The following is a 19,194-nucleotide window of genomic DNA, read 5'->3' as shown; positions in this document are numbered from 1 at the left end:
CTTGTGGGGCAAACAGCGCTGCCCATAATGACTTATATTTTCAACGCGTAGGCGACAATACTACTGTGCCCGCTGGCATAGTGATGGATTTGGCCACCGACCATGATGGTTTTTTGTGGATAGCCACCCAGCAAGGATTGATTCGCTATGATGGCTATACCTTCCGTCGCTATACCCACGACAGTGATAATCCGGCAAGCCTGGCGGAAGACTATATTCAGACCTTGAAGGTCACCTCTGACGGTCGAATCTGGATAGGTACCAGCTCGAAAGGGGTCTCTATTTATGACCCCAAGACAGATAGCTTTACGTCACTTGCCAAACTATCTGATAGGCAAAGTTTAACCTCACGTATTCTCTCAATTGCTGAAAATAACCAAGGAAAGATCTTCTTAGGATCCACCCACGGATTATTTAAGTACATAGCCCAGCAGGAGGCATTCGAACCAATAGACTTGTTATCGCCGACGGATGAGCTTGCAAAGGGATTACAGATCTTATCGCTGAGTTTCGATGATAGGGAAAACTTATGGGTTGGTAGCAATAAAGGTCTGTTTGTCTTGCCTGCTGGCAAGCGACAGATGCTTGCTGCAAGCGCTTTTAAGGTCAAAGCGTCTGATGTCGAAACATTCGATCTGTTAAGCCGTGATATTAAGGCGTTGAAATTCATGGCTGATGGCAGGTTGTGGTTAGGGACGCGTAAATCGGGCGCCGGGGTCATAGATCTGAATACCCGGCAGCTGACTAAGCTGAGGCTTCCTCATTTACAAGGAAAACCCAAGGCGATTAATGCCATAGAGCAGGTCAGCGACGATGAGCTGTGGCTGGGGATGTACAACGAAGGTGTCTATCGAATCAATTTACATGATTATGGCGATATTGAGCTGGTCAGCAACAATAACGCGCAAATCGGTAGTATCAGCGGTAATAAAATAAATTCCATTGAAGTCGATGCTTCCGGGGTGATTTGGGTAGGTACTCGGGGGAACGGTTTAAATAAATACCTGCCAAACAAAGCCTTTGTGACCAAGTATATCGACGTAGATAACACTAAGCATCTGTTCATTCGCGACGCTTTTCAAACCACAGACGGTACGCTCTGGTTAGGCACAGATAAGGGATTACGACGCTACAATCTGGATAGCGGCGATTTGTCTGCCTTTATCGCCCATCCTGATTCGGTAACCGACTTGAGTCAAAGTACTGTGGTTGGCCTTGGTCAGATAGATGATCAGCACCTATGGCTCTCCACAAAACAGGGCTTGTACACAGTTTCGCTTGAAAACAACATGGTGGAAAAGGTTAATACCGCTTCTGTCATGGCGAATACGCTTATTGCAGAGGGTAAAGACAAACTCTGGCTTAGCAGTGCCCAATATCTCTATCGACTTGAACTCAACACTATGGGGATGTCGCGCTTTTACTACCAAAATCAACAAGGTGTAGAAGAAGATATCTCAACTATCTTACCGCTACTAAAGGACAATCGGGGGCGTGTCTGGCTCGGCTCCTTTAGAGGCCTGTTTGTGCTAGAGCCAGGTGCAGAGCATTTAATCAAGGTGACGGATGTCGCCAATCAATATATCTTCGACGGCACTATCGCGCTGGCCCTAAAAGATGACACGCTCTGGTTTGCTAATGCTTCTGGCTTGTTTTCTTTAGCATTAAACAGTTTAAAAGATGGCAAGGCCTGCGTTAAAAAGGCGCCGCTGAAGGTGACTCGTGCCAACGACAGGCAGTTTTCCAACCTACAAATCGATAGTCAGGGCAGGCTTTGGGAAGCTAGCCTGATGTATGACCCTATAAGCGAACAAACCTTTGAATTTGGCAGGGCGGACGGCGTAGATGTTGGCGCCGATTGGGTGGGGAGTTTTGGCAAACTCAGTGACGGCCGGATGGCCTTTGGCGGTTCACAGGGGTTGTTGATAACGACACCCGAAGCCTTTACACCATGGCAATATCTCCCCCCCATTCGCTTGACGGACTTTCAAATCGATCGTCTATCACGCACTGTGGATAGTGCTGGTATTGTTGAGATCCCGCCCGAGGTGAAAAGTATCTCGATGGACTTTGCCGCGCTGGATTATTCGGCGCCAGAGCTGGTTAATTATCGTTACCAGCTGGTGGGCTTCGATCAAGATTGGGTGACGACGAATCCGAAGAAACGCTCGGTCACCTATACCAACCTGTCGCCAGGAAACTATTCCCTTATCGTGCAGGCAACTAATCGCACGGGAGTCTGGACGGCAGAGACCAGGCTGATCACATTCCAGGTATTACCCGCCTTTTATCAGACCTGGTGGTTTAGGACGCTAATGCTATTGATGCTCATCCAGACCCTCTATTTGCTGGTGCGTTGGCGGGTGAAGAAGTTGTCCGAGCAAGAGCGTATTCAAAATGAGATCGTGCTGGCCTCCGAACGCGCGGCGCTGATGGAAGAGCTGGTGGAAAAGAAAAACCAGCTATTGGCGGATGTGTCCCACGAGTTAAGGACGCCACTGACCGTATTGCAGTTAAAGGTCGAAGCCTTACAAAATAATCTCGTGAAAGATGTCGGGGCCTCCTACGATAGCCTGATGAGTAAAATTGGTGAGATCAATTGCTTGATCAGCGATATTTATCAGCTGGCACAATCGGATATCGGCGCGTTGCATCTCGAGCCTAGATCCCATAACTGTTTGCAGACATTTTCTTGCTGGGCTGATGAAATAGCCGATGCGGTTGCCGTTAAAGGGTTTACATGGCAGCAAAGTATCTCCCTGACACCATCTTGCTGCGCAATCTTTGATCATGACAAAATAAAGCAAGTTATCAATAATTTAGTCGATAACAGCATGGCTTATACCGACTTGCCTGGTAGTATTTCATTCACGGTGAAAGAAGTGAGGAAGGGCCTGGAGGTGGTGATTGAAGATAGTGCCCCTGGGGTGAGCAAGGTGCAGTTTGCCAGCATCTTCGAGCGTTTGTACCGGGTCGAAACGTCCCGCAGTCGCGCCACAGGTGGGTCTGGCTTAGGCCTGTCTATCTGTAAGAGCATTATCGAGGCGCATAAGGGGGCGATCACCGCCAGTGACAGTTCATTGGGCGGTCTGGCAATAACCATTTACCTGCCAATGCAGGCTAACTGATTTCGAGGTATTCATGTCCTACATATTGCTGGTCGAAGACGACAGAGATATAGCCGAAAATGTCGAGATGTTTTTAGCCGCCAGTGACTTCGAAACTAAGCATCTCGATACCGGCGAACGGGTTGTTGAAACCGTTAAAGCCAGAGAACCTGCGCTCATCCTGCTCGATTTAATGCTGCCGATAAAAGATGGCCTGACTTGTTGCCGCGAGATCCGAGAATTCTCCGACGTCCCTATTATCATGTTAACCGCCAAGATAGAGGAAGTTGACCGCTTGGTTGGGCTGGAGAGTGGGGCCGACGATTATGTCTGTAAACCTTTCAGTGCCGTCGAGCTCATTTTGCGTATCAAAGCCATCTTACGGCGCACCATGAAGAGTAAGCCGTCTCCCGATCTCACTCTGGATAAGGTGAGGCTGAAGATCGCCTATCACGACAAAGTCGTTGAGCTGACTCACCTGGAATTTAACCTGTTTTCCCTGTTGTATGACCAACCAGGACGCATCTATTCCCGTCAGCAGATTTTGGACTTAGCCTATCCCGATATGCGCGACATCTCTGACCGCGCTATCGATAGTCACGTAAAGAATATTCGCAAGAAAGGTAAACAGCTGGGACTGGCTCAACCCATCATAGACTCTGTGTATGGGGTCGGATATCGCTTCACCCAACCTGAGCAGGAGCAATGTGGCTCTTAACTGCCATCGAGTTCCGTCGCTAAGGGAGCATAGCCTGCAGCGCTGTGGTGATGAAAGCCATAAGGTTAAGATATGTTAACCTGGAACGAGCCCCCAGCGGGGACTCGTCTGTTTAGCTTTGCCGCCATCTTTAGTAAACTGTCGCCAGTTTTTGTCGATTGAACACCACCCTTTGAACCAAGTAGCTACTCAAGAATTTAATCAAGTCCCGATCCAGACACTCCTGCCCGAGATCCAACGGACGCTGGCGGAAAATACCCAGCTAATCTTGCAGGCGCCAACCGGCGCGGGCAAGTCGACCGCGCTGCCCCTGGCCATGCTCGACTGGCCTGAGATTGAGGGTAAGATCTTGATGCTGGAACCCAGACGCATCGCGGCGCGCAGCGTGGCGCACTTTATTGCGGCCAGGCGGGGTGAACCCGTGGGCCAGTCGGTGGGTTTTCGGGTGCGCGGCGAGTCGAGCGTGAGCGCCAAGACCCGCCTCGAGGTGGTGACCGAAGGCGTATTAACTCGGATGATCCAGCAGGACCCTGAATTATCTGGCTACGGCTTGATCATCTTCGATGAGATCCATGAGCGCCACCTCACCACAGATCTCGGCCTGGCTCTGGCGCTGGAGGTGCAGGCCTCGTTTCGTGAGGATCTTAAGATCCTCGCCATGTCGGCGACCCTGGACGGGCTGCCGTTACAGGCCCTGATGCCCGAGGCGGCAAGCCTGGTGAGCGAAGGGCGAAGCTTCCCGGTGAGCCTGAGTTACCGTCCCAGCCCCGGCCATCAGGATTGGCTGCTGCACATGGCCAAGGTGATCGTCGAGGCGGTGGCCGAGCATCAAGAGGGCTCATTGCTGGCCTTTCTGCCCGGCCAGCGAGAAATCCGAAGGTTACAGACGCTATTAACCGAGCGCCTCGACCCTAAACAGTTTTTGATTACCCCCCTCTATGGCGCCCTGCCGCCGGCCCAGCAAGACAGCGCCATCGCGCCGCCACCGCCTGGGATGCGTAAGCTGGTGCTCTCCACCAACGTGGCCGAGTCGAGCCTAACCATTCAAGATATCCGCCTGGTGGTGGACGCCGGCTATAAGCGGCAGGCCAGCTTCAACCCTAGGACGGCGGTGAGCCGCTTGTCGCTCAAACGGATCAGCCAGTCGTCGGCGGCCCAGCGTAGCGGCCGCGCCGGTCGTCTGAGTGAGGGCCACTGTATCCGCCTCTGGCCGCAGCAGGAGCATGAGCGCCTGCTCAAGGCCGATGAACCTGAGATCCTCCGTGGCGACTTAACTAACGTAGCCCTTGATGCCGCATTTTGGGGCGTGAATGCCCTCGATGCGCTGCCGTTGATCTCGCCCCCGTCCGAGGCTAACGAGACGGTAGCCTGGGACCTGCTGCAAGCCTTGGCGCTGGTGGACAGCGACAGACGTATCACGGCCCATGGCCGCGCCGCCTATCGGCTTGGTTGTCATCCGCGTCTGGCCCACATGCTGCTGGCCGCCAAGGAGATGGATGGCGTTGATGATCCTTATTATCTGCCCCTTGCCGCCGTGCTGGCGACGCTGCTGGAATCGCGCGCCCTGGCGAGACGCGGCGCCGATATCAGCCGTTATCTGAGCGATGCCAGAGGCGGCGAAGTCGCCAAGCTGGCCCTGCAATATCTGGCCAGGATGAATGCTGGTCGAGGCAATCAGATTGCCAAGGTCATCGGCGAGAGTCGCGACCAGGATATCGCGACTCTGCTGGCGCAGGCCTTTCCCGATCGCATCGCCAAGGCCCGCGGCGCCAAGGGGTATCAGCTTGCCTGCGGCGCAGGTGTTGCCCTCAATGATGACGACGTTCTGCAGGGCGAGCCCTGGCTGGTGGTTGCCGATTTTCAGGAGAGTGAAGGCCAGAGCAGCGGCCGTATTCTGCTGGCGGCCAAGCTGGATGCCGCGCTGTTCGAGGGCCCGCTGGCCAGCCAGGTGAAGTCGGTTGTTGAGACTGGCTGGGATGAGGATAAGGCACGTTTTTACGGGTTAACTCAGCGGCGCATCGGCGCTATCATATTGGGGGAACGCCCGCTGGCGACCTTGGATGAAGAGACGATCAAGCAGGCCATCTATCAGCTTATCCGCACCAAGGGGCTCTCCCTGCTGGGATTTGATGATAAGGTGGAGCAGCTTCGCCTGCGCGTCGCCCTGGCGAGTAAGCTCGCTCTTGCAGGCGATTGGCCGGAGCTGAGTGATCAGGCCTTGCTCGCGACGCTGCCTGAGTGGCTCGGCCCCTATCTTGACGGGGTGCGCCGCCTGACCCAGCTCAAGGGACTGGATTTCTATACCTTGCTCCACAACCAGATGGAGTGGGGACAACAACAGATATTAAACGAGGCGCTGCCGAGCCATTGGCCCATGAAGACGGGCACTCGGGCGGCGATACGATATGAGATGTCGGGGCGGGCGCTGCTGAGTGTGCGTTTGCAGGAGGCGCTGGGCATGGCCGAGAGCCCCAGGCTGGCCCAGGGGCAACTTGTGGTGACCATGGAGCTGCTGTCGCCGGCGATGCGACCGCTGGCGCTGACTGCCGATCTGGCCAACTTCTGGGCCGGCCCCTATGTCGAGGTGAAGAAAGAGATGAAGGGACGCTACCCTAAGCATCTGTGGCCGGACGATCCCGCCAACACCTTGCCGACCAAATTAACCAAGAAAAAGATGTCAGCTAAGGGGCTCTAGTCCCTTTGCTGTTTGACTGGAAACACGATGACGAATAAAGAGACGCCAACACCACGCAGACCGCGCAAGTCGACTAATAGTAAGGCGGGCAATAGCCAAACGCCTAAGCGTAAGTCGGCGAGTAAGAGTGCAGCGACAGCGAGGCCGGGTTGGGGCCGCAGGATCTGGTCTTTGAGCTGGAAGCTCGGCCTGATCCTGTTTGCTGCCATGACCATCTACAGTATCTATCTGGATCAGATCATCGCCCGCAAGTTTGAGGGGCAGAAGTGGCACCTGCCGGCGCAGGTATTTAGCCGCTCCATGGCTCTCTATCCCGGAGCGGCCGTGAGCCACGATCAGCTGATTGCCGAGCTTAAGCTGCTGGGTTATCGCAAGGTGGCCAATCCCCGTCAGGTGGGCGAGTTTTCCGCCTCCAAGACCAAGGTGGATCTCTGGCGCCGTCCCTTCCTCCATCCTCAGGGATCCCAGGAAGCTCAGCGGGTGATGATCAGCTTCGACAGCCAGGGGGTTGCCTCGGTGGCCCGCAGCAGCGACCATCGCGAGCTGGCGGTGTTCCACCTGGAGCCCGTGCTGCTGGATCGCATGATCACCGGCGATGGCGAAGACAGGCTGTTCGTGGCCACAGACAAGATTCCCAAGGCGATCGTCGATGCGCTGATCCTGGTGGAAGACAGGAGCTTCTATGAACATCACGGCGTGAATCCCTTTGCCATCATTCGCGCCGCCATGGTCAACATCAGCGCCGGGCGCACCGTGCAAGGTGGCTCGACCCTGACCCAGCAGCTGGCGAAAAACTTCTTCCTCTCCAGCGAGCGCTCCATCATACGTAAGCTCAGGGAAGCCCTGATGGCGATCATTATCGATTTTCGCTACGACAAGGATGAGATCCTCGAGGCCTACCTCAACGAGGTCTACATGGGCCAGGACAAGTCCCGCGCCGTGCACGGCATGGGGCTGGCGTCTCAGTTCTATTTCGGCCGACCGATCGCCGAGCTGACCCTGCCGCAGCAGGCCTTTCTGGTGGCGGCGATCAAGGGGCCTTCCTACTACAACCCTTGGCGTTTCCCCGAGCGGGCTCAGGAGCGACGGGATCTGGTGCTGCGCCTCTTGATGGAGTCGGGCCAGCTGCCGGTGGCGCAATACAAGGCGGCGGTCGAATCCCCCCTTGGGGTGCGTAAGGCGAGCAAGCCTGTGCATCAGAAACTGCCGGCCTTCTTCGCCGTGGTGCGCGGCGAGCTGTCGCGTCGATTCGGTGACAGCCTGCTTCAGCAGTCGGGCATCAAGGTCTACACCACCTTAGACCCCCTGGCCCAAGAGGCGGCGGAGCAGGCGGTGCGCTCGACCATGAAAAGCCTGGAGCAGCGTGACAAGGCGCTGCAAGTGGGCATGGTGGTCACCGACAAGTATTCGGCGGGTATCGCCGCCATGGTGGGCGACAAGGTGCCAAGCTATCAGGGCTTTAACCGCGCGGTGGAGATCCGCCGTCCTATCGGTTCGCTTATCAAGCCCTTTGTCTATGCTACGGCGCTGACCCACGGTGACAAGTACACCCTGGCGACGCCGCTGAAGGATGAGCCGATCACCCTGACCAACTCCCAGGGCAAGACCTGGTCGCCACAGAACGTCAACAAGCAGTTCTCTGGTGAGGTACCGTTGATGACCGCCTTTAAGAAGTCGATGAACGTGCCGACGGTGAACCTCGGTATGGCGATAGGCACAGATGCGGTGGCGACCACACTGGCCAAGTCGGGCTGGGACGAGACCATTCCAGAGTATCCGTCCATGTTGCTGGGGGCCGTCAATGGCTCACCGCTGATGGTGGCGCAGGTGTACCAGACCCTGGCTGACAATGGACGCTACCGCCAGCTGAGTGCGGTGACCCATGTGCTGGACGCCGATAATCAGCCGCTGTCGGCCAGTCAGCGCGGCGCGGATCAGGCGATCTCTGTGGCCAGCGACTTCCTGGTGCAACACGCCATGACTCAGGTGGTGCAGTCGGGCACGGCGACTAAGCTGGGCCAGGCCTTCCCGGGCGTGACCCTGGCGGGTAAGACGGGTACCAGTAACGATTCCCGCGACTCCTGGTTTGCCGGGTTCGATGAGCGAAACGTTGCCGCCGTCTGGGTGGGGCTGGACGATAACGGCAAGACCAGTCTCTATGGCAGCAGCGGCGCTATGGCCGTCTACCAGGCTTTCCTCAAGCAGCGCGCGCCTATAAGCCTGAGACGCACGCCGGTTAATGGTGTTGTGTCTGGCTATTTCGATGCCAAGACGGGTGTCGCCAAACAGGGCAACTGCGGCAACGTGGTGGCGGTTCCTGCCCTGGCTGAGAGCTATCACCCGGCGAAGAACTGCGGCGAGCCACTCTCCTGGTGGCAGAAGCTAATGGGCGGTTAAGGTCGATTACGCTTTAGCTCCTCAATAAAAAAGCTCACCTTAGGTGAGCTTTTTTATTTGCAAGAGGCGGTTGTTTTTTTAAGGACTGGCGTTAGCCGCCTTATCCTATCTACTGCCTTATACCTTTTGTTGCTTTATGCCTTGCGCTTGCGTGGCTTGGCCTGCTGCCAAAGATAGAGGCCGGAGATCGCCATGAAGATGAGGCATAGCGCCACCAGATCCATCATCAGCGAGCCGGGCAGGCCGACGATACGGCCGCTGTGCAGGTCTAGCAGCACACGCTCCCAACTGAGGTGCATGGCACGGGCCTTGAGTGACAAATTCTTACCTAGCGCCTCACTCTCGGCATCTGTAAGCGGGGTCTGCCAGTCGAGAGCCACCAGAGGTTTTGCTTCCTGCCACTCGATGAGATCGCTATCGCTAAGATAACTGCCCGACGCCGTATTCAGCCAGAGCTGCCCAGCGTCACCCGTGGGGAGCAGCGCCAGGGCGCGCAGGTCTTGGGGCAGGCCGGTGGCGCGGCTCTGCTGCTCGAGCAGGGCGCCTTGTTGATCCAGCAGGTAGAGGTGCTGGGCGTCGATAGCCACATAGTGCTCGCCATAGGCGAGGGCGCCAAGCAGTGGCCCTTGGGCCTCCAGGACCGGCTTGTCTCTGAGCCAGAGCAGGTTATCGCTACTGGCCAGTAGCGGCTCGCTGGCATAGATGGCGACCTGGCCTGGGGCCTTGATGCCATAGTGATCCAGCAGCCAGCCCTGATGCACGTGGGCGGTATCTAGCTTGAAGTCGTTGCTGTGGTTGATCAAGACGCCGCTGACGGCAACCATGACCACCAGGAGTGCGCTGGCGATCCCTAGGCGTCTGTGCCAGGGACGGAAGATCTTGGCGAGTTTCTGCCACAGGGGTTTACGATGGGGATGGCGGGGCTTATTTGTCATCTATGGCGTTCTTTATTCTGACTATTTATCTGGCGCGCGGCGGCAAGCAGACTCATGGATGCCCGGCGCTGACAGCCTGTTGGATACGAAAAGAGCAGGGCTCGCCTGCTCGCTGGCCATCATATAACAGCCATAGGGATAACACCAACTAAGCAGCTCAATGGGAGCTTAGTGATTGACTTTGTCGTCCAGGTAGAGGGCGATGCGTGACAGCTTGGTGAGGGCGCGTACCGACAGGGTGGCGCCTGTGATGCCGTCTATCTTGCGATCCAGCTGGCGATCATTGGTGAGCCTGGCCTGCTTAAACTGGTCGGTGAAGAATTCGTGACGCACCTCGTCGCCGCGGCTCTCACGATAGACCAGCACCTTGGTCTGCACTATGGCCTTGTCTCTGACATGGATGCCGACCGTGATGGGGGATTCCTTGCCTATTTCTTCGAGGATCCAGACGGTCTCGCCTTCGTGCAGCCAGTAGCGCAGACGCATCTTGTTGAATTTGTGGGCAAGGATCTCCTCGATCGCCTGCTTATCGCTATCCTCTAGCCAGTAGACCTTGGCCTTGGGCATAGGGGCGGCAAAGGCCTGGCTGATAAAGTCTTCGTTACTTTGATAGACGCTGGCGGCCTGCACGCAGAAGGCGGTGAAGAGTGAGGCAAGTAGGAGCTTAACAGAGAGAGCTTTCATCGATTGACCCGGTAGCAAGAGTGGATGAGGCCTGTGGGATAATCCGTTGTTTTTACTGATTCCTTTTACTATGGCTAAGGCACCTCGGGAAGTACCTTAGCCATAGGCAGTGCTAAAAGGGAGCGTTGAGCACTGCGATATGGGCTAATGGCTTAGAACTGGTAGCCAACGCCTAGGTTGAAACCGTCGGCATCTTTCGCGCCGCCAACTTTTTCGTAGTCGGCTTTGAAGACAACGTTTTCATGCAACCAGTAGTTCACACCGACGTTAGTCTGGGTGATCTCTGAGTCAACACCGTTACCGGCTTCGTTGTCGTAGGCATTGTAACGTGCGAACACACCGAAGCTTTCGTTGAAGCGGTATGAAGGCTCGATGTAGTAACCTTTCTGCTTGTCACGGCCAAGTGCTTCGGCTTCTTTACCGTCGATATCCCACTGAGCGTATAGTGCCTTGATGGTGAAGTTTTCGATGGTGTAGATAGCGTGTGCTGTCATCAGGGTCGCAGAAGCGGTATCAACATCGCCACGGCCTTGAGTCAGATCAGATTGGTACTGCACAGTTGCAGCCAGCTCTAAACCTGGAACGGCAGTGTATTTAACGCGCGCAGTGTAAGCCAGATCTTCGGCTTTTGCTTCAGAAACCTTCTGACGACCGCCACGGATCTTGTAGTCTTCGCCAACGTTCAGGCCAGAAGTGACCGCTGCGTCGAAGGCCAGGCCTGGGGCTGCCTTGATGTTCAGGTTGGCACCCGCTTCCCACCAAGTGGCAGGCAGGATGTTTTTCTCAACTGGGTTACGCTCAACGCCGTAGAATGCTGGTGGCTCGTGAGTTTCGTTGATGATACCTACTGGCATCAGGAACAGACCCGCCTTAGCAGTCAGCATGTCGTTGAAATCGTGTTCGATGTAAGCCTGCTCTAGCTCGACTTCACCGTTTTGGCCTTCGCCAGAGATAGAGTGCTCAACTTCCAGCTCAGAGAAGAAACGTGTCTTTTCGGTGAACTCGTGGCCGAAGAACAGCACGAAGCGGTGGAAGTCGAACTCTTTCTTGTCTTTACCTGATTTGTTGTCAGTGATGTTGTTGTAGTGAAGTTCACCGTAACCACCGATAGTTGTCGCGCTCTTGGCTGAGCTGCTTTCTTCAACGGCGTCGGCTGTCTTCTCTACACGCTGCTCAGTTTGCTCCAGACGCTTCTCAAGATCTTTCAGCACTTTTTGTTGCTGTTCGATCACTTTACGCAGTTCTTGAGTCTCATCAGAGGCGATAGCGGCTTGGCTAGCGAATGCGCTGACCAGTGCTGCGGCAATTAGCGTTTTCTTCATCATTTCTCTTCCCAGTTGTTTTGTCAGGGTTATTTAATTGCTGGCGATTCTATCAATTAGGTATCGTAATGCAAACTATTATCATTAAGTTTTTTGATTAAGATCAACAAATGTAAAGTCAAGGTAAAGGGATTTGCACCCAAGTTGTGCAGAGCGGTTTTAACTTAAAGATGTTTCATAACAATAGTTTGAGGTGTTTCCCTCTGGGGTTATTACCTTGACATTGACTGACATTGTTAATTTTAAAAAATTTATCTTTTTTGCAGCTTTAGAGGAGTTTTGGGGAAAATCAGCAGTCTTGCCTCTGGTTTGAGGCACAGCTAGAGGCACAGCTAGAGGCACAGCTAGAGGCACAGCTAGAGGCACAGCTTGAGGCATGGTTTGAGCGATAAACTGCATGGGCTTAAGTCATAGACGAGGCAGAGGGATAGGAGCGCAGCAGCAGGGAAATAGTGGATCTTTCGGCCTAGCTTCGTTGTAAAACCTGGGGCTCCTCAAGTCATCGGAGAAGTGTTTCGCGGGTTTTGCTATAGACTGTGCCTCCTTAAATTTATAACGAATGTTTTATCTCATCTTTAACATAACCCTGATTGACGAGCCGATATGTTTCTAAGTCCTTATTTTAATAAAGCACAGCAATTGGTCTCTGTGTCAGCCCAGCAGGCGAGTGAATTCGCCAAGGGTGTAGCACAGGACTTTAACCCCATCCACGATGTCGATGCCAAGAAGTTCTGCGTTCCCGGAGATCTGCTGTTCGCCCTGGTGCTGGGACAATATGGGCTGAGCCAGAAGATGACATTTCGATTCGAGGGCATGGTCGGTAGCGGCGTCAATCTGGTGTTTCCGGATGCGGTAGGCGACAGCTTCGCCATCCTGGATGATAAGGATAAGCAGTACCTGAGCGTGAGCCGCAGCGGCGAGTCGACCCTGTGCGAGGTGCAGACAGAATCCTTCGTGCGTAGCTATGTGGCCTTCTCCGGGCTCAACTTTACCCATGTGTTGGTGCCGCTGATGAAGCAGCACGGCATGATGATCAATCCGGCCCGTCCTCTGGTGATCTACGAGAGCATGTCGTTCGATCTCCATACCTTAGATTTTGACTGCATCGCCCTCAGCCTGGTGGAGCAGAATCTGGCCATCGACGGTAAGCGCGGCGATGTGACCCTCAAGTTTGAGCTGCACTGCGGCGATAAGCTAGTGGGTACCGGCGAGAAGACGCTGGTGCTTAGCGGCCTGCGTCCACTGGAAGCCCAGAGCATGGATGAGATGGTGGCCCGCTACGAGGCGCGCCGCATCGGCTATCAGCAAGCCGACTAATCTGTGCTAAATGCAGAGTTGAAATACTGAATTGAAAATCTCAGTTAGGGTCGACATTAGTCGGCCCTTTCTATTTCTGCTCCCGACGCCTAAATTGCGGCCCCAGCTCTCCATTTCCTGTTCCCAGCTCCCTGCTCTCAATTTTCTGTTCCAAGCATTTAGCCATTGGCATTCGCCACGAGCCGATCCTGAACATCGCTCGCTACCTTTATGCTTGCCGTCTTCTTCATTCCTGCCGTGAAAACCGCCTGAAATCGGGTGTTACGCACGCTTTTTAAACGACTATCCCGCCCAAGTCCCGGGCCAGATTGCCAAGCCGATAGCTTTGTTTTACTTTAGTGGGATTGTTTTGCTATTCCCCTTTGCTGCTCGCCCCGCTGGGCGGCCGACAAGCTCGTTTGGATAAGGAAAGAGATGCCAAGCTTAAATCGTATCGTGCTGATCAATACGCACCTCCCCGGCGTTGTGGAACTCGCCCTCGATGGACACACCAACATTTGTGGTACCAACGCCTCGGGCAAGACCACCTTGCAGCGTCTGGTGCCGGTGTTTTACGGCGAATACCCCAGCCGCGTCGTGCCCTCGACCCGTGACAGCTTCGAGCGTTGGTATCTGCCCCACGATTCCAGCTACATCATCTACGAGTATCGCCGTGACGATGGCCTGCTGACCCAGGCTGTGCTGGCCTCTGCCGGTGATGGCAAGGGCGTCAACTATCGCTTCATCGGCAAGGGCTTCGAGCTGGAAGACTATGTGAAGTCACAGCAGGGGGAGTCGATTCTCTGCCACAACATGGCCGAGCTGGGCCGTGAGATGAAACGCGCCGGGGTGGCGGTGACCAACCTGCTGAATACTCGCGAATATCGCGCCATCATCCAAAACGATCGCACCCTGCTGAGCACCGGCAGCAATCGCAGTGAGCTGAGGGCCTACGCCCGCCAGTTCTCCCTGTGTCAGCACGAACACACGCTGCGCCACATAGAGAAGCTGGCCAAGGCGGTGCACTCCAAAGAGGGCAAGATGGAGACCATCAAGTCGATGATCGCCGCCATCCTGGAGGAGGACGGGGTTAACCCGCCGAGCTCACGCCTCAATCCGCAGCGGGTCGAGTCTTGGATCCGCGAGAGTCAGCTGATCCAGGGCTTCGAGCAGATCCGCCCCGAATTTGACAAGCTGGAGCAGGAGTTTAACCAACTGCTCAGCGCGGAGCAGCGCCTGGCTGGGCTGAAGCGCGGCTATGGCAAGGATGAGGCCCAGGAGATAGAGCGTCAGGAGCTAAATCAACAGCGCTCGAAAGATCTCGGCAACAAGCTGCGTCAGCTCGACGACGAGTGGAAGGAGCTGCGCGACGAGCTTAACCTGGATCTCTCTGCCGCCAAGGGCGACGTGGCCAAGATAGAGCATGAGCTGGATATCATCGAAGATCAGCACGCAGGTTTTCTCGATGCCGATATCGAGCAGGCCAAACTGGATCTTGAGCAGCTGCCCAGCTGGCGCGCCAGCCTGGAGAACCTGACCGAGCGTCATAAGCTGCAAACCGAGAAGCACCAGGATATCGAGGCGGCCTACAACGCCCGTCGCAGCAAGATAGGCGAGAACCTCAACCGCGAGCTGGAGCAGCTAGATAAAGAACAAGATAAGCATCGTGAAGCCAGAGACAAGCAGCAGGAGGCGGGCCGTGAGGAGCTGGCCGCCCTCGAGCAAAGCTGGCGTGAGCAGATGGAGGCGGGCCGCGCCAAGCATAACGAGCAGGAATATCAGCTCAAGCTGACGGCGGCCGAGCTGCAGATGCAGGTCAACGGCGTCACCTACAGCGAAGAAGAAAAACTGACCCTGGCGGTATTTGATGAGCGCATCTCCCGCGCCGACGAGGAGCAGGAGGCGTGCAACGCCATGGTGGATCGCCTGGCAGGCGAGGAGCGCAAGCTCAGAGCCAAGCGGGATCAGGCCAACGAGAGCCTGAGACAGGCGGGCGTAAGGGTTATCGAGCGTCAGGGCGCGCTGGATGAGCTGCATCAGGTGCTCTTCCCTCAATCCCATACCCTGCTTGAGTACCTGCGGAAGGAGGTCGACGGTTGGGAGGAGAGCATAGGTAAGCTGATCAACCCTGAACTACTACATCGCAGTGACCTGCATCCGGCCAAGTCGGCCGGCGGCGACAGCTTCTGCGGCGTCGAGCTGGATCTCAAGGCGCTTGCAACCCCGGAGTATGCCGCCTCGGAGCAGGAGCTCAGGGGCCGTTACAGCGAGGCCGAGGAGGCGTTGGCCAGTGCCAAGCAGCTACAGGCGGAGGCGGAAGAGGCCCTGGTGGCCATCAACGCCGAGCTGGATAAGCTTAACCGCGAACTCACCTTCGCCAAGACGGCCTACAAGAATAGCCGCGACGATCTGCGCCGCCTATTTGACGAGAAGCGCGCCGAGCAAGAGAAGATTAATCAGGCGCTGAGCGCCCGCAAGGCCGAGTCGCAGAAGCGTCTCGCCCGTCTCGACAGCGAGATGAAACAGCTCAAGGCCCAGCACCAAGAGTGGATCGATGAGCAAAACGAGCAGGCGCTCGAGGCGCGCATGGAGAAGAAAGCCTACTGGCAGGAAGTGGTCGGCGCCTTGGATGCTCAGCTCTCCCAGGTGAAGCAGAATATCAACGATCGCCGTCAGGCGGCCAAGACGGAGCAGAAGGCCTGCGAGCAGTGGTATAAGGATGAGCTGAAATCCCGCGGCGTCGACGAAGCCAAGATAGTCAAGCTCAAGCAGGAGATCCGTGAGCTGGAGAGCAATATCAGCAAGGCGGAGCAGCGCCGCAGCGAAGTATTGCGTTTCGATGACTGGTATCAACACACCTGGCTCGCGCGCAAGCCAAAGCTGCAGACCGAACTGAGTCAGGTCAAGATGGCGGTAACCGAGCTGACGCAACAGCTCACTACTAAGGCCAACGAGATTAAACATCAGCGCCAGCAATATGATAGCGAGCGTAAACAGTCCGACGCCATCCAGGTGGAGGCCTCGGAGAACCTGACCAAGCTGCGCGCCGTGATGCGCAAGCTGGCGGAGCTTAAGCTGCCATCGAGCCAGGATGAGATGCAGGGGGGACTCACAGAGCGTCTGCGTCAGGGCGAAGAGTTATTGCTGCGCCGGGATCAGCTGATGGGCTCGGTGAAGCAGTATATCGAGCACTTCGATTCGGTGATCGCCAGCAAGTCGGGCTCAAGTTTGTCTGAGACCTGGGAGCGCGCCCGCGAGGAGTCGAGCTTCGTCAACGACAAGGGCATTCGCCTGCTGGACTATCGCAAGCTGGTACCGCAACTGGAGCAGCTGCTCAACGTCATGGTGCCTCAGGCGATCATGGGCCTGCGAGAGCAGGGACGTAACTTCGGTATCGACTTGACGGCGTTTTACGACGTGCTGGCGGATATCGACCGCCGCATCGCCTCCCAGAGCGCCCGCATCACCCGTGAGGTGGGCGAAGAGCTGTTCCTCGACGGGGTGAGCGAGTCGGCGGTGCGCATCCGTTCGCGCATCAGCGAGCTGGAGTTCTGGCCCGAGCTGGAGGAGTTCGTCAAGGCGTTTAAACAGTGGAAGGCCGAGGGCTTCGCCGACTTGCCGGACGAGCACTACACCAGCAGCATGCGCCGCGCCCTGGATATTATCGGCCGCGCCGCCCTGACAGGCGGTATCGCCAAGCTGCTGGAGATCGAACTGCGCCTCAAGGAGGGCAACAGCGATCTGGTGATCCGCACCGACCGCCAGCTCAACGAATCTTCGAGCCATGGTATGGCCTATCTGATCTTGTGTAAGTTCCTGTTGGCCTTCACCCGTCTGCTGCGTGGCCGCGCCGATGTCACCATTCACTGGCCGATCGACGAGCTGGGCACCTTGCACCACGGCAACGTGAAGAAGATCTTCGATGCCTGTGAGAACAACAATATCTCGGTATTGGGTGCCTTCCCGAACCCCGAGTCTGAGGTGCTTAACCTGTTTGCCAACAGATACATCATCAACAAGCAAACCAAAAAATTACAAGTGGTTAAGCCACAAGTTAACCCCATTGCCGATAAGCTGAGCCAGCGTTTTGCCAAGGAGGCTGTGTAAATGAGCAGTAGCACACAAACCGTACTCGTGGGCCAGGGCGCCCTGATCGAAGCCTTGCTGCGTGGCGAGTTTATCTGCCGTACCAGTAACGAAGATGCCTGGCGCGCGCTCAAGTCGCAGGCGACTCGTGATAACGTCGAGCAATACCTGAATCAGATCAATCGCACCCTGGCCTCGGCCGGGGAGGGCGAGGTGTTCTTCTGCGGTTATCTGCAACTGGGGGACGATGAGCGTAAGGTGATCTCCAGTCAGTTTCGTGACATCTGCCATGCGCTGATCCCTCTGGTGGAGTGGTTGGTGCTGGTGCAAGAGGCCAGCGGCCAGGATGCGCCCCTGTCCGAAGGAGCCGCGGTGCGCCTCAACGAGCTGCAGACCCGCATCGAAGACACTCCTGCGTTTCGCGAGCAGCTGGCCAAGATCAGTCACTATCGCCTGTTTGGCTCCAGCTCTACTCAGGTGGATGCGCAGATCAAGTTGGTGTTTAAGCGTCTGGTGGAGCTGGGATATCTGCTGCGTCCCAACCAGGAGAAGCAGATCTATATCGCCACCGGCAAGCTGGATTACCTCTACGAGGTGATCCGCTTCATCGATGAAACCGAAGGACTCAGCCTGGAGGCCCAGGCGGAAACCGCAACCCAGAGGGACTTGATCTGATATGAGTAGCAACTTACATCAGGCGGGGGTCACGCTACTTAAGCAGCTGGGGCGCCATGCGGATCTCATCATGGATGTCTACCTCTCCGGCTCTGTGACCGAAGAGGGCGAGCGCGCCGGTGCCATCGACAAGCTGCGTAAGGCGGATATCCTGTGGCAGCCCGAGGGCGAACAGGGGCTGAGATTGAAACGCTCGGTGCGCGCCCTGCTGGAAGAGGTGCTGAGCGACGAGCGCAATCGTCAGATCGACGCCAATGTGGGCTCATCCCTGGCCACCATCAAGACCCTTGCCGACCACTACAAGGAGGCCCGTCAGGCCGCCGATTACAGCGCCAGCGAGGCCTATCTTGCGGATCTCAGCGAGCAGGTCTACAGCTTCACAGAGGGGCTGAAATACTCGATTCGTGTGCTCTGGAGCCGTATCAACAACGAGTTCGGCTATGTAGGCACCATCAACGCCAAGATACGTGAAAACGAGTTGGCTCAGAGTCAGGTGACCGAGCTGCTCAACGGCCTGGAGATGTTCCAGTTTAGCGAGCTGGGTGAGATCGCCGGCGATATCCGCGAGCTGCGTAAGCTGCTGGTGACCCGCTTGCAGGAGACCCTGAGCGACTGTACTCAGGAGCTCAGCGTGGTGCAGGGGCGTCTGCTGGAGCTGCTGGGACGTTTCCGTCAGATCCAGGGACGTACTCGTCTGCTTAAGGGTTGGTTGCTCTACACGGATATGCATCCAGATTATGAGGTGGCGGACCATGTAAGCCACAAGCAGCTGCCGACTCTGTTTAACCGCGCCGAGGCGATTCTGGCACCGGCGGCGGTGGACGTGACCAACACGGCGCAGGAGGTCGAGCTGCTGGCCATGGTGTCACAGATCAAGAGCATCAGCCGCGCCGGTCGCGATCTTGTGATGCGCGATCATGATGTTCCCTTCGCTCTGGTGGAGGCGGAAGATTTCGATATTCCCGACAATCCGCTTAAGTTGGCGGTGGATGAGTATTTCTGCGCCGTGATCGACTCTGGGCTGAGACAATCGGCGCTGGACTATCATCAGGCCAAGTCGCTCAGCTGGGATACCGAGAGCTGGCTGTATCAGGTGATCTGCGGCTATGAGGGATTGCCCGAGGAGCATAGACGCTATTTCGAGCTTGAGCCCATAGGCGAGCGCCATCCTGTGTATAGCGGCAACTTCATCATACGTGACGTGGAGTTGTGGTTGGCCTAAGCTCAAGATTAAGCATTAGTCGTGATCAGGTGTTAACTAATGTAGTGACTGCTTATC

At 56.0% G+C, this 19,194-nt stretch carries 12 protein-coding genes; 8 read left to right on the top strand and 4 right to left on the bottom strand.

Features of this window, described 5'->3' with window-relative positions; all coding sequences use genetic code 11:
• Nucleotides 1-83 precede the first annotated feature (83 nt).
• The 4 genes from K0I63_RS16165 to mrcB all read left to right on the top strand — a co-directional run bounded on the left by K0I63_RS16165 (nt 84) and on the right by mrcB (nt 8,917).
• Nucleotides 84-3,128: a two-component regulator propeller domain-containing protein gene (locus K0I63_RS16165; RefSeq protein ID WP_220081692.1), complete on the top strand. Its 3,045-nt coding sequence runs from the start codon at nt 84-86 to the stop codon at nt 3,126-3,128.
• A 13-nt stretch (nt 3,129-3,141) separates the two neighbouring features.
• A complete protein-coding gene (locus K0I63_RS16160; RefSeq protein ID WP_220081691.1) occupies nt 3,142-3,825 on the top strand; it encodes a response regulator in 684 nt (227 codons plus the stop codon).
• A 172-nt stretch (nt 3,826-3,997) separates the two neighbouring features.
• Entirely contained in the window at nt 3,998-6,520 is a 2,523-nt protein-coding gene (hrpB, locus tag K0I63_RS16155; RefSeq protein WP_258406895.1) for an ATP-dependent helicase HrpB, read from the top strand.
• Between the two features lie 27 nt (nt 6,521-6,547).
• Entirely contained in the window at nt 6,548-8,917 is a 2,370-nt protein-coding gene (gene mrcB, locus K0I63_RS16150; RefSeq protein WP_220081690.1) for a penicillin-binding protein 1B, read from the top strand.
• 134 nt (nt 8,918-9,051) lie between these two features.
• Here mrcB and K0I63_RS16145 read toward each other — a convergent pair whose 3' ends face one another.
• The 4 genes from K0I63_RS16145 to K0I63_RS16130 all read right to left on the bottom strand — a co-directional run bounded on the left by K0I63_RS16145 (nt 9,052) and on the right by K0I63_RS16130 (nt 12,257).
• A complete protein-coding gene (locus K0I63_RS16145; RefSeq protein WP_220081689.1) occupies nt 9,052-9,852 on the bottom strand; it encodes a PepSY-associated TM helix domain-containing protein in 801 nt (266 codons plus the stop codon).
• Between the two features lie 168 nt (nt 9,853-10,020).
• A complete protein-coding gene (locus tag K0I63_RS16140; RefSeq protein WP_220081688.1) occupies nt 10,021-10,536 on the bottom strand; it encodes an FMN-binding protein in 516 nt (171 codons plus the stop codon).
• 152 nt (nt 10,537-10,688) lie between these two features.
• On the bottom strand, nt 10,689-11,858 hold the full coding sequence (locus K0I63_RS16135; protein WP_220083478.1) for a porin: 1,170 nt from the start codon (nt 11,856-11,858) through the stop codon (nt 10,689-10,691).
• Between the two features lie 159 nt (nt 11,859-12,017).
• Nucleotides 12,018-12,257 carry a hypothetical protein gene (locus K0I63_RS16130; RefSeq protein WP_220081687.1) on the bottom strand — a complete coding sequence of 80 codons (240 nt, stop codon included), beginning with the start codon at nt 12,255-12,257 and terminating at the stop codon, nt 12,018-12,020.
• A gap of 204 nt (nt 12,258-12,461) precedes the next feature.
• Between K0I63_RS16130 and K0I63_RS16125 the strand changes: the two genes are divergently transcribed.
• The 4 genes from K0I63_RS16125 to K0I63_RS16110 all read left to right on the top strand — a co-directional run bounded on the left by K0I63_RS16125 (nt 12,462) and on the right by K0I63_RS16110 (nt 19,137).
• A complete protein-coding gene (locus tag K0I63_RS16125) occupies nt 12,462-13,175 on the top strand; it encodes a DUF3581 domain-containing protein (RefSeq protein WP_220081686.1) in 714 nt (237 codons plus the stop codon).
• A gap of 414 nt (nt 13,176-13,589) precedes the next feature.
• Nucleotides 13,590-17,261: an ATP-binding protein gene (locus K0I63_RS16120; RefSeq protein ID WP_220081685.1), complete on the top strand. Its 3,672-nt coding sequence runs from the start codon at nt 13,590-13,592 to the stop codon at nt 17,259-17,261.
• The gene (locus K0I63_RS16115; protein WP_011866913.1) at nt 17,262-17,915 is read left to right on the top strand and encodes a condensin complex protein MksE; all 654 of its coding nucleotides are present in this window, start codon (nt 17,262-17,264) and stop codon (nt 17,913-17,915) included.
• A gap of 1 nt (nt 17,916) precedes the next feature.
• Nucleotides 17,917-19,137 (top strand): hypothetical protein, encoded by a 1,221-nt coding sequence (locus K0I63_RS16110; protein WP_011866912.1) that lies wholly within the window; start codon nt 17,917-17,919, stop codon nt 19,135-19,137.
• Nucleotides 19,138-19,194: the final 57 nt, after the last annotated feature.

Source organism: Shewanella rhizosphaerae (assembly GCF_019457655.1).
Classification (GTDB): domain Bacteria; phylum Pseudomonadota; class Gammaproteobacteria; order Enterobacterales; family Shewanellaceae; genus Shewanella; species Shewanella loihica.
The sequence above is the reverse complement of the archived record's forward strand: the minus strand, read 5'-3'. Positions and strand labels throughout refer to the sequence as shown.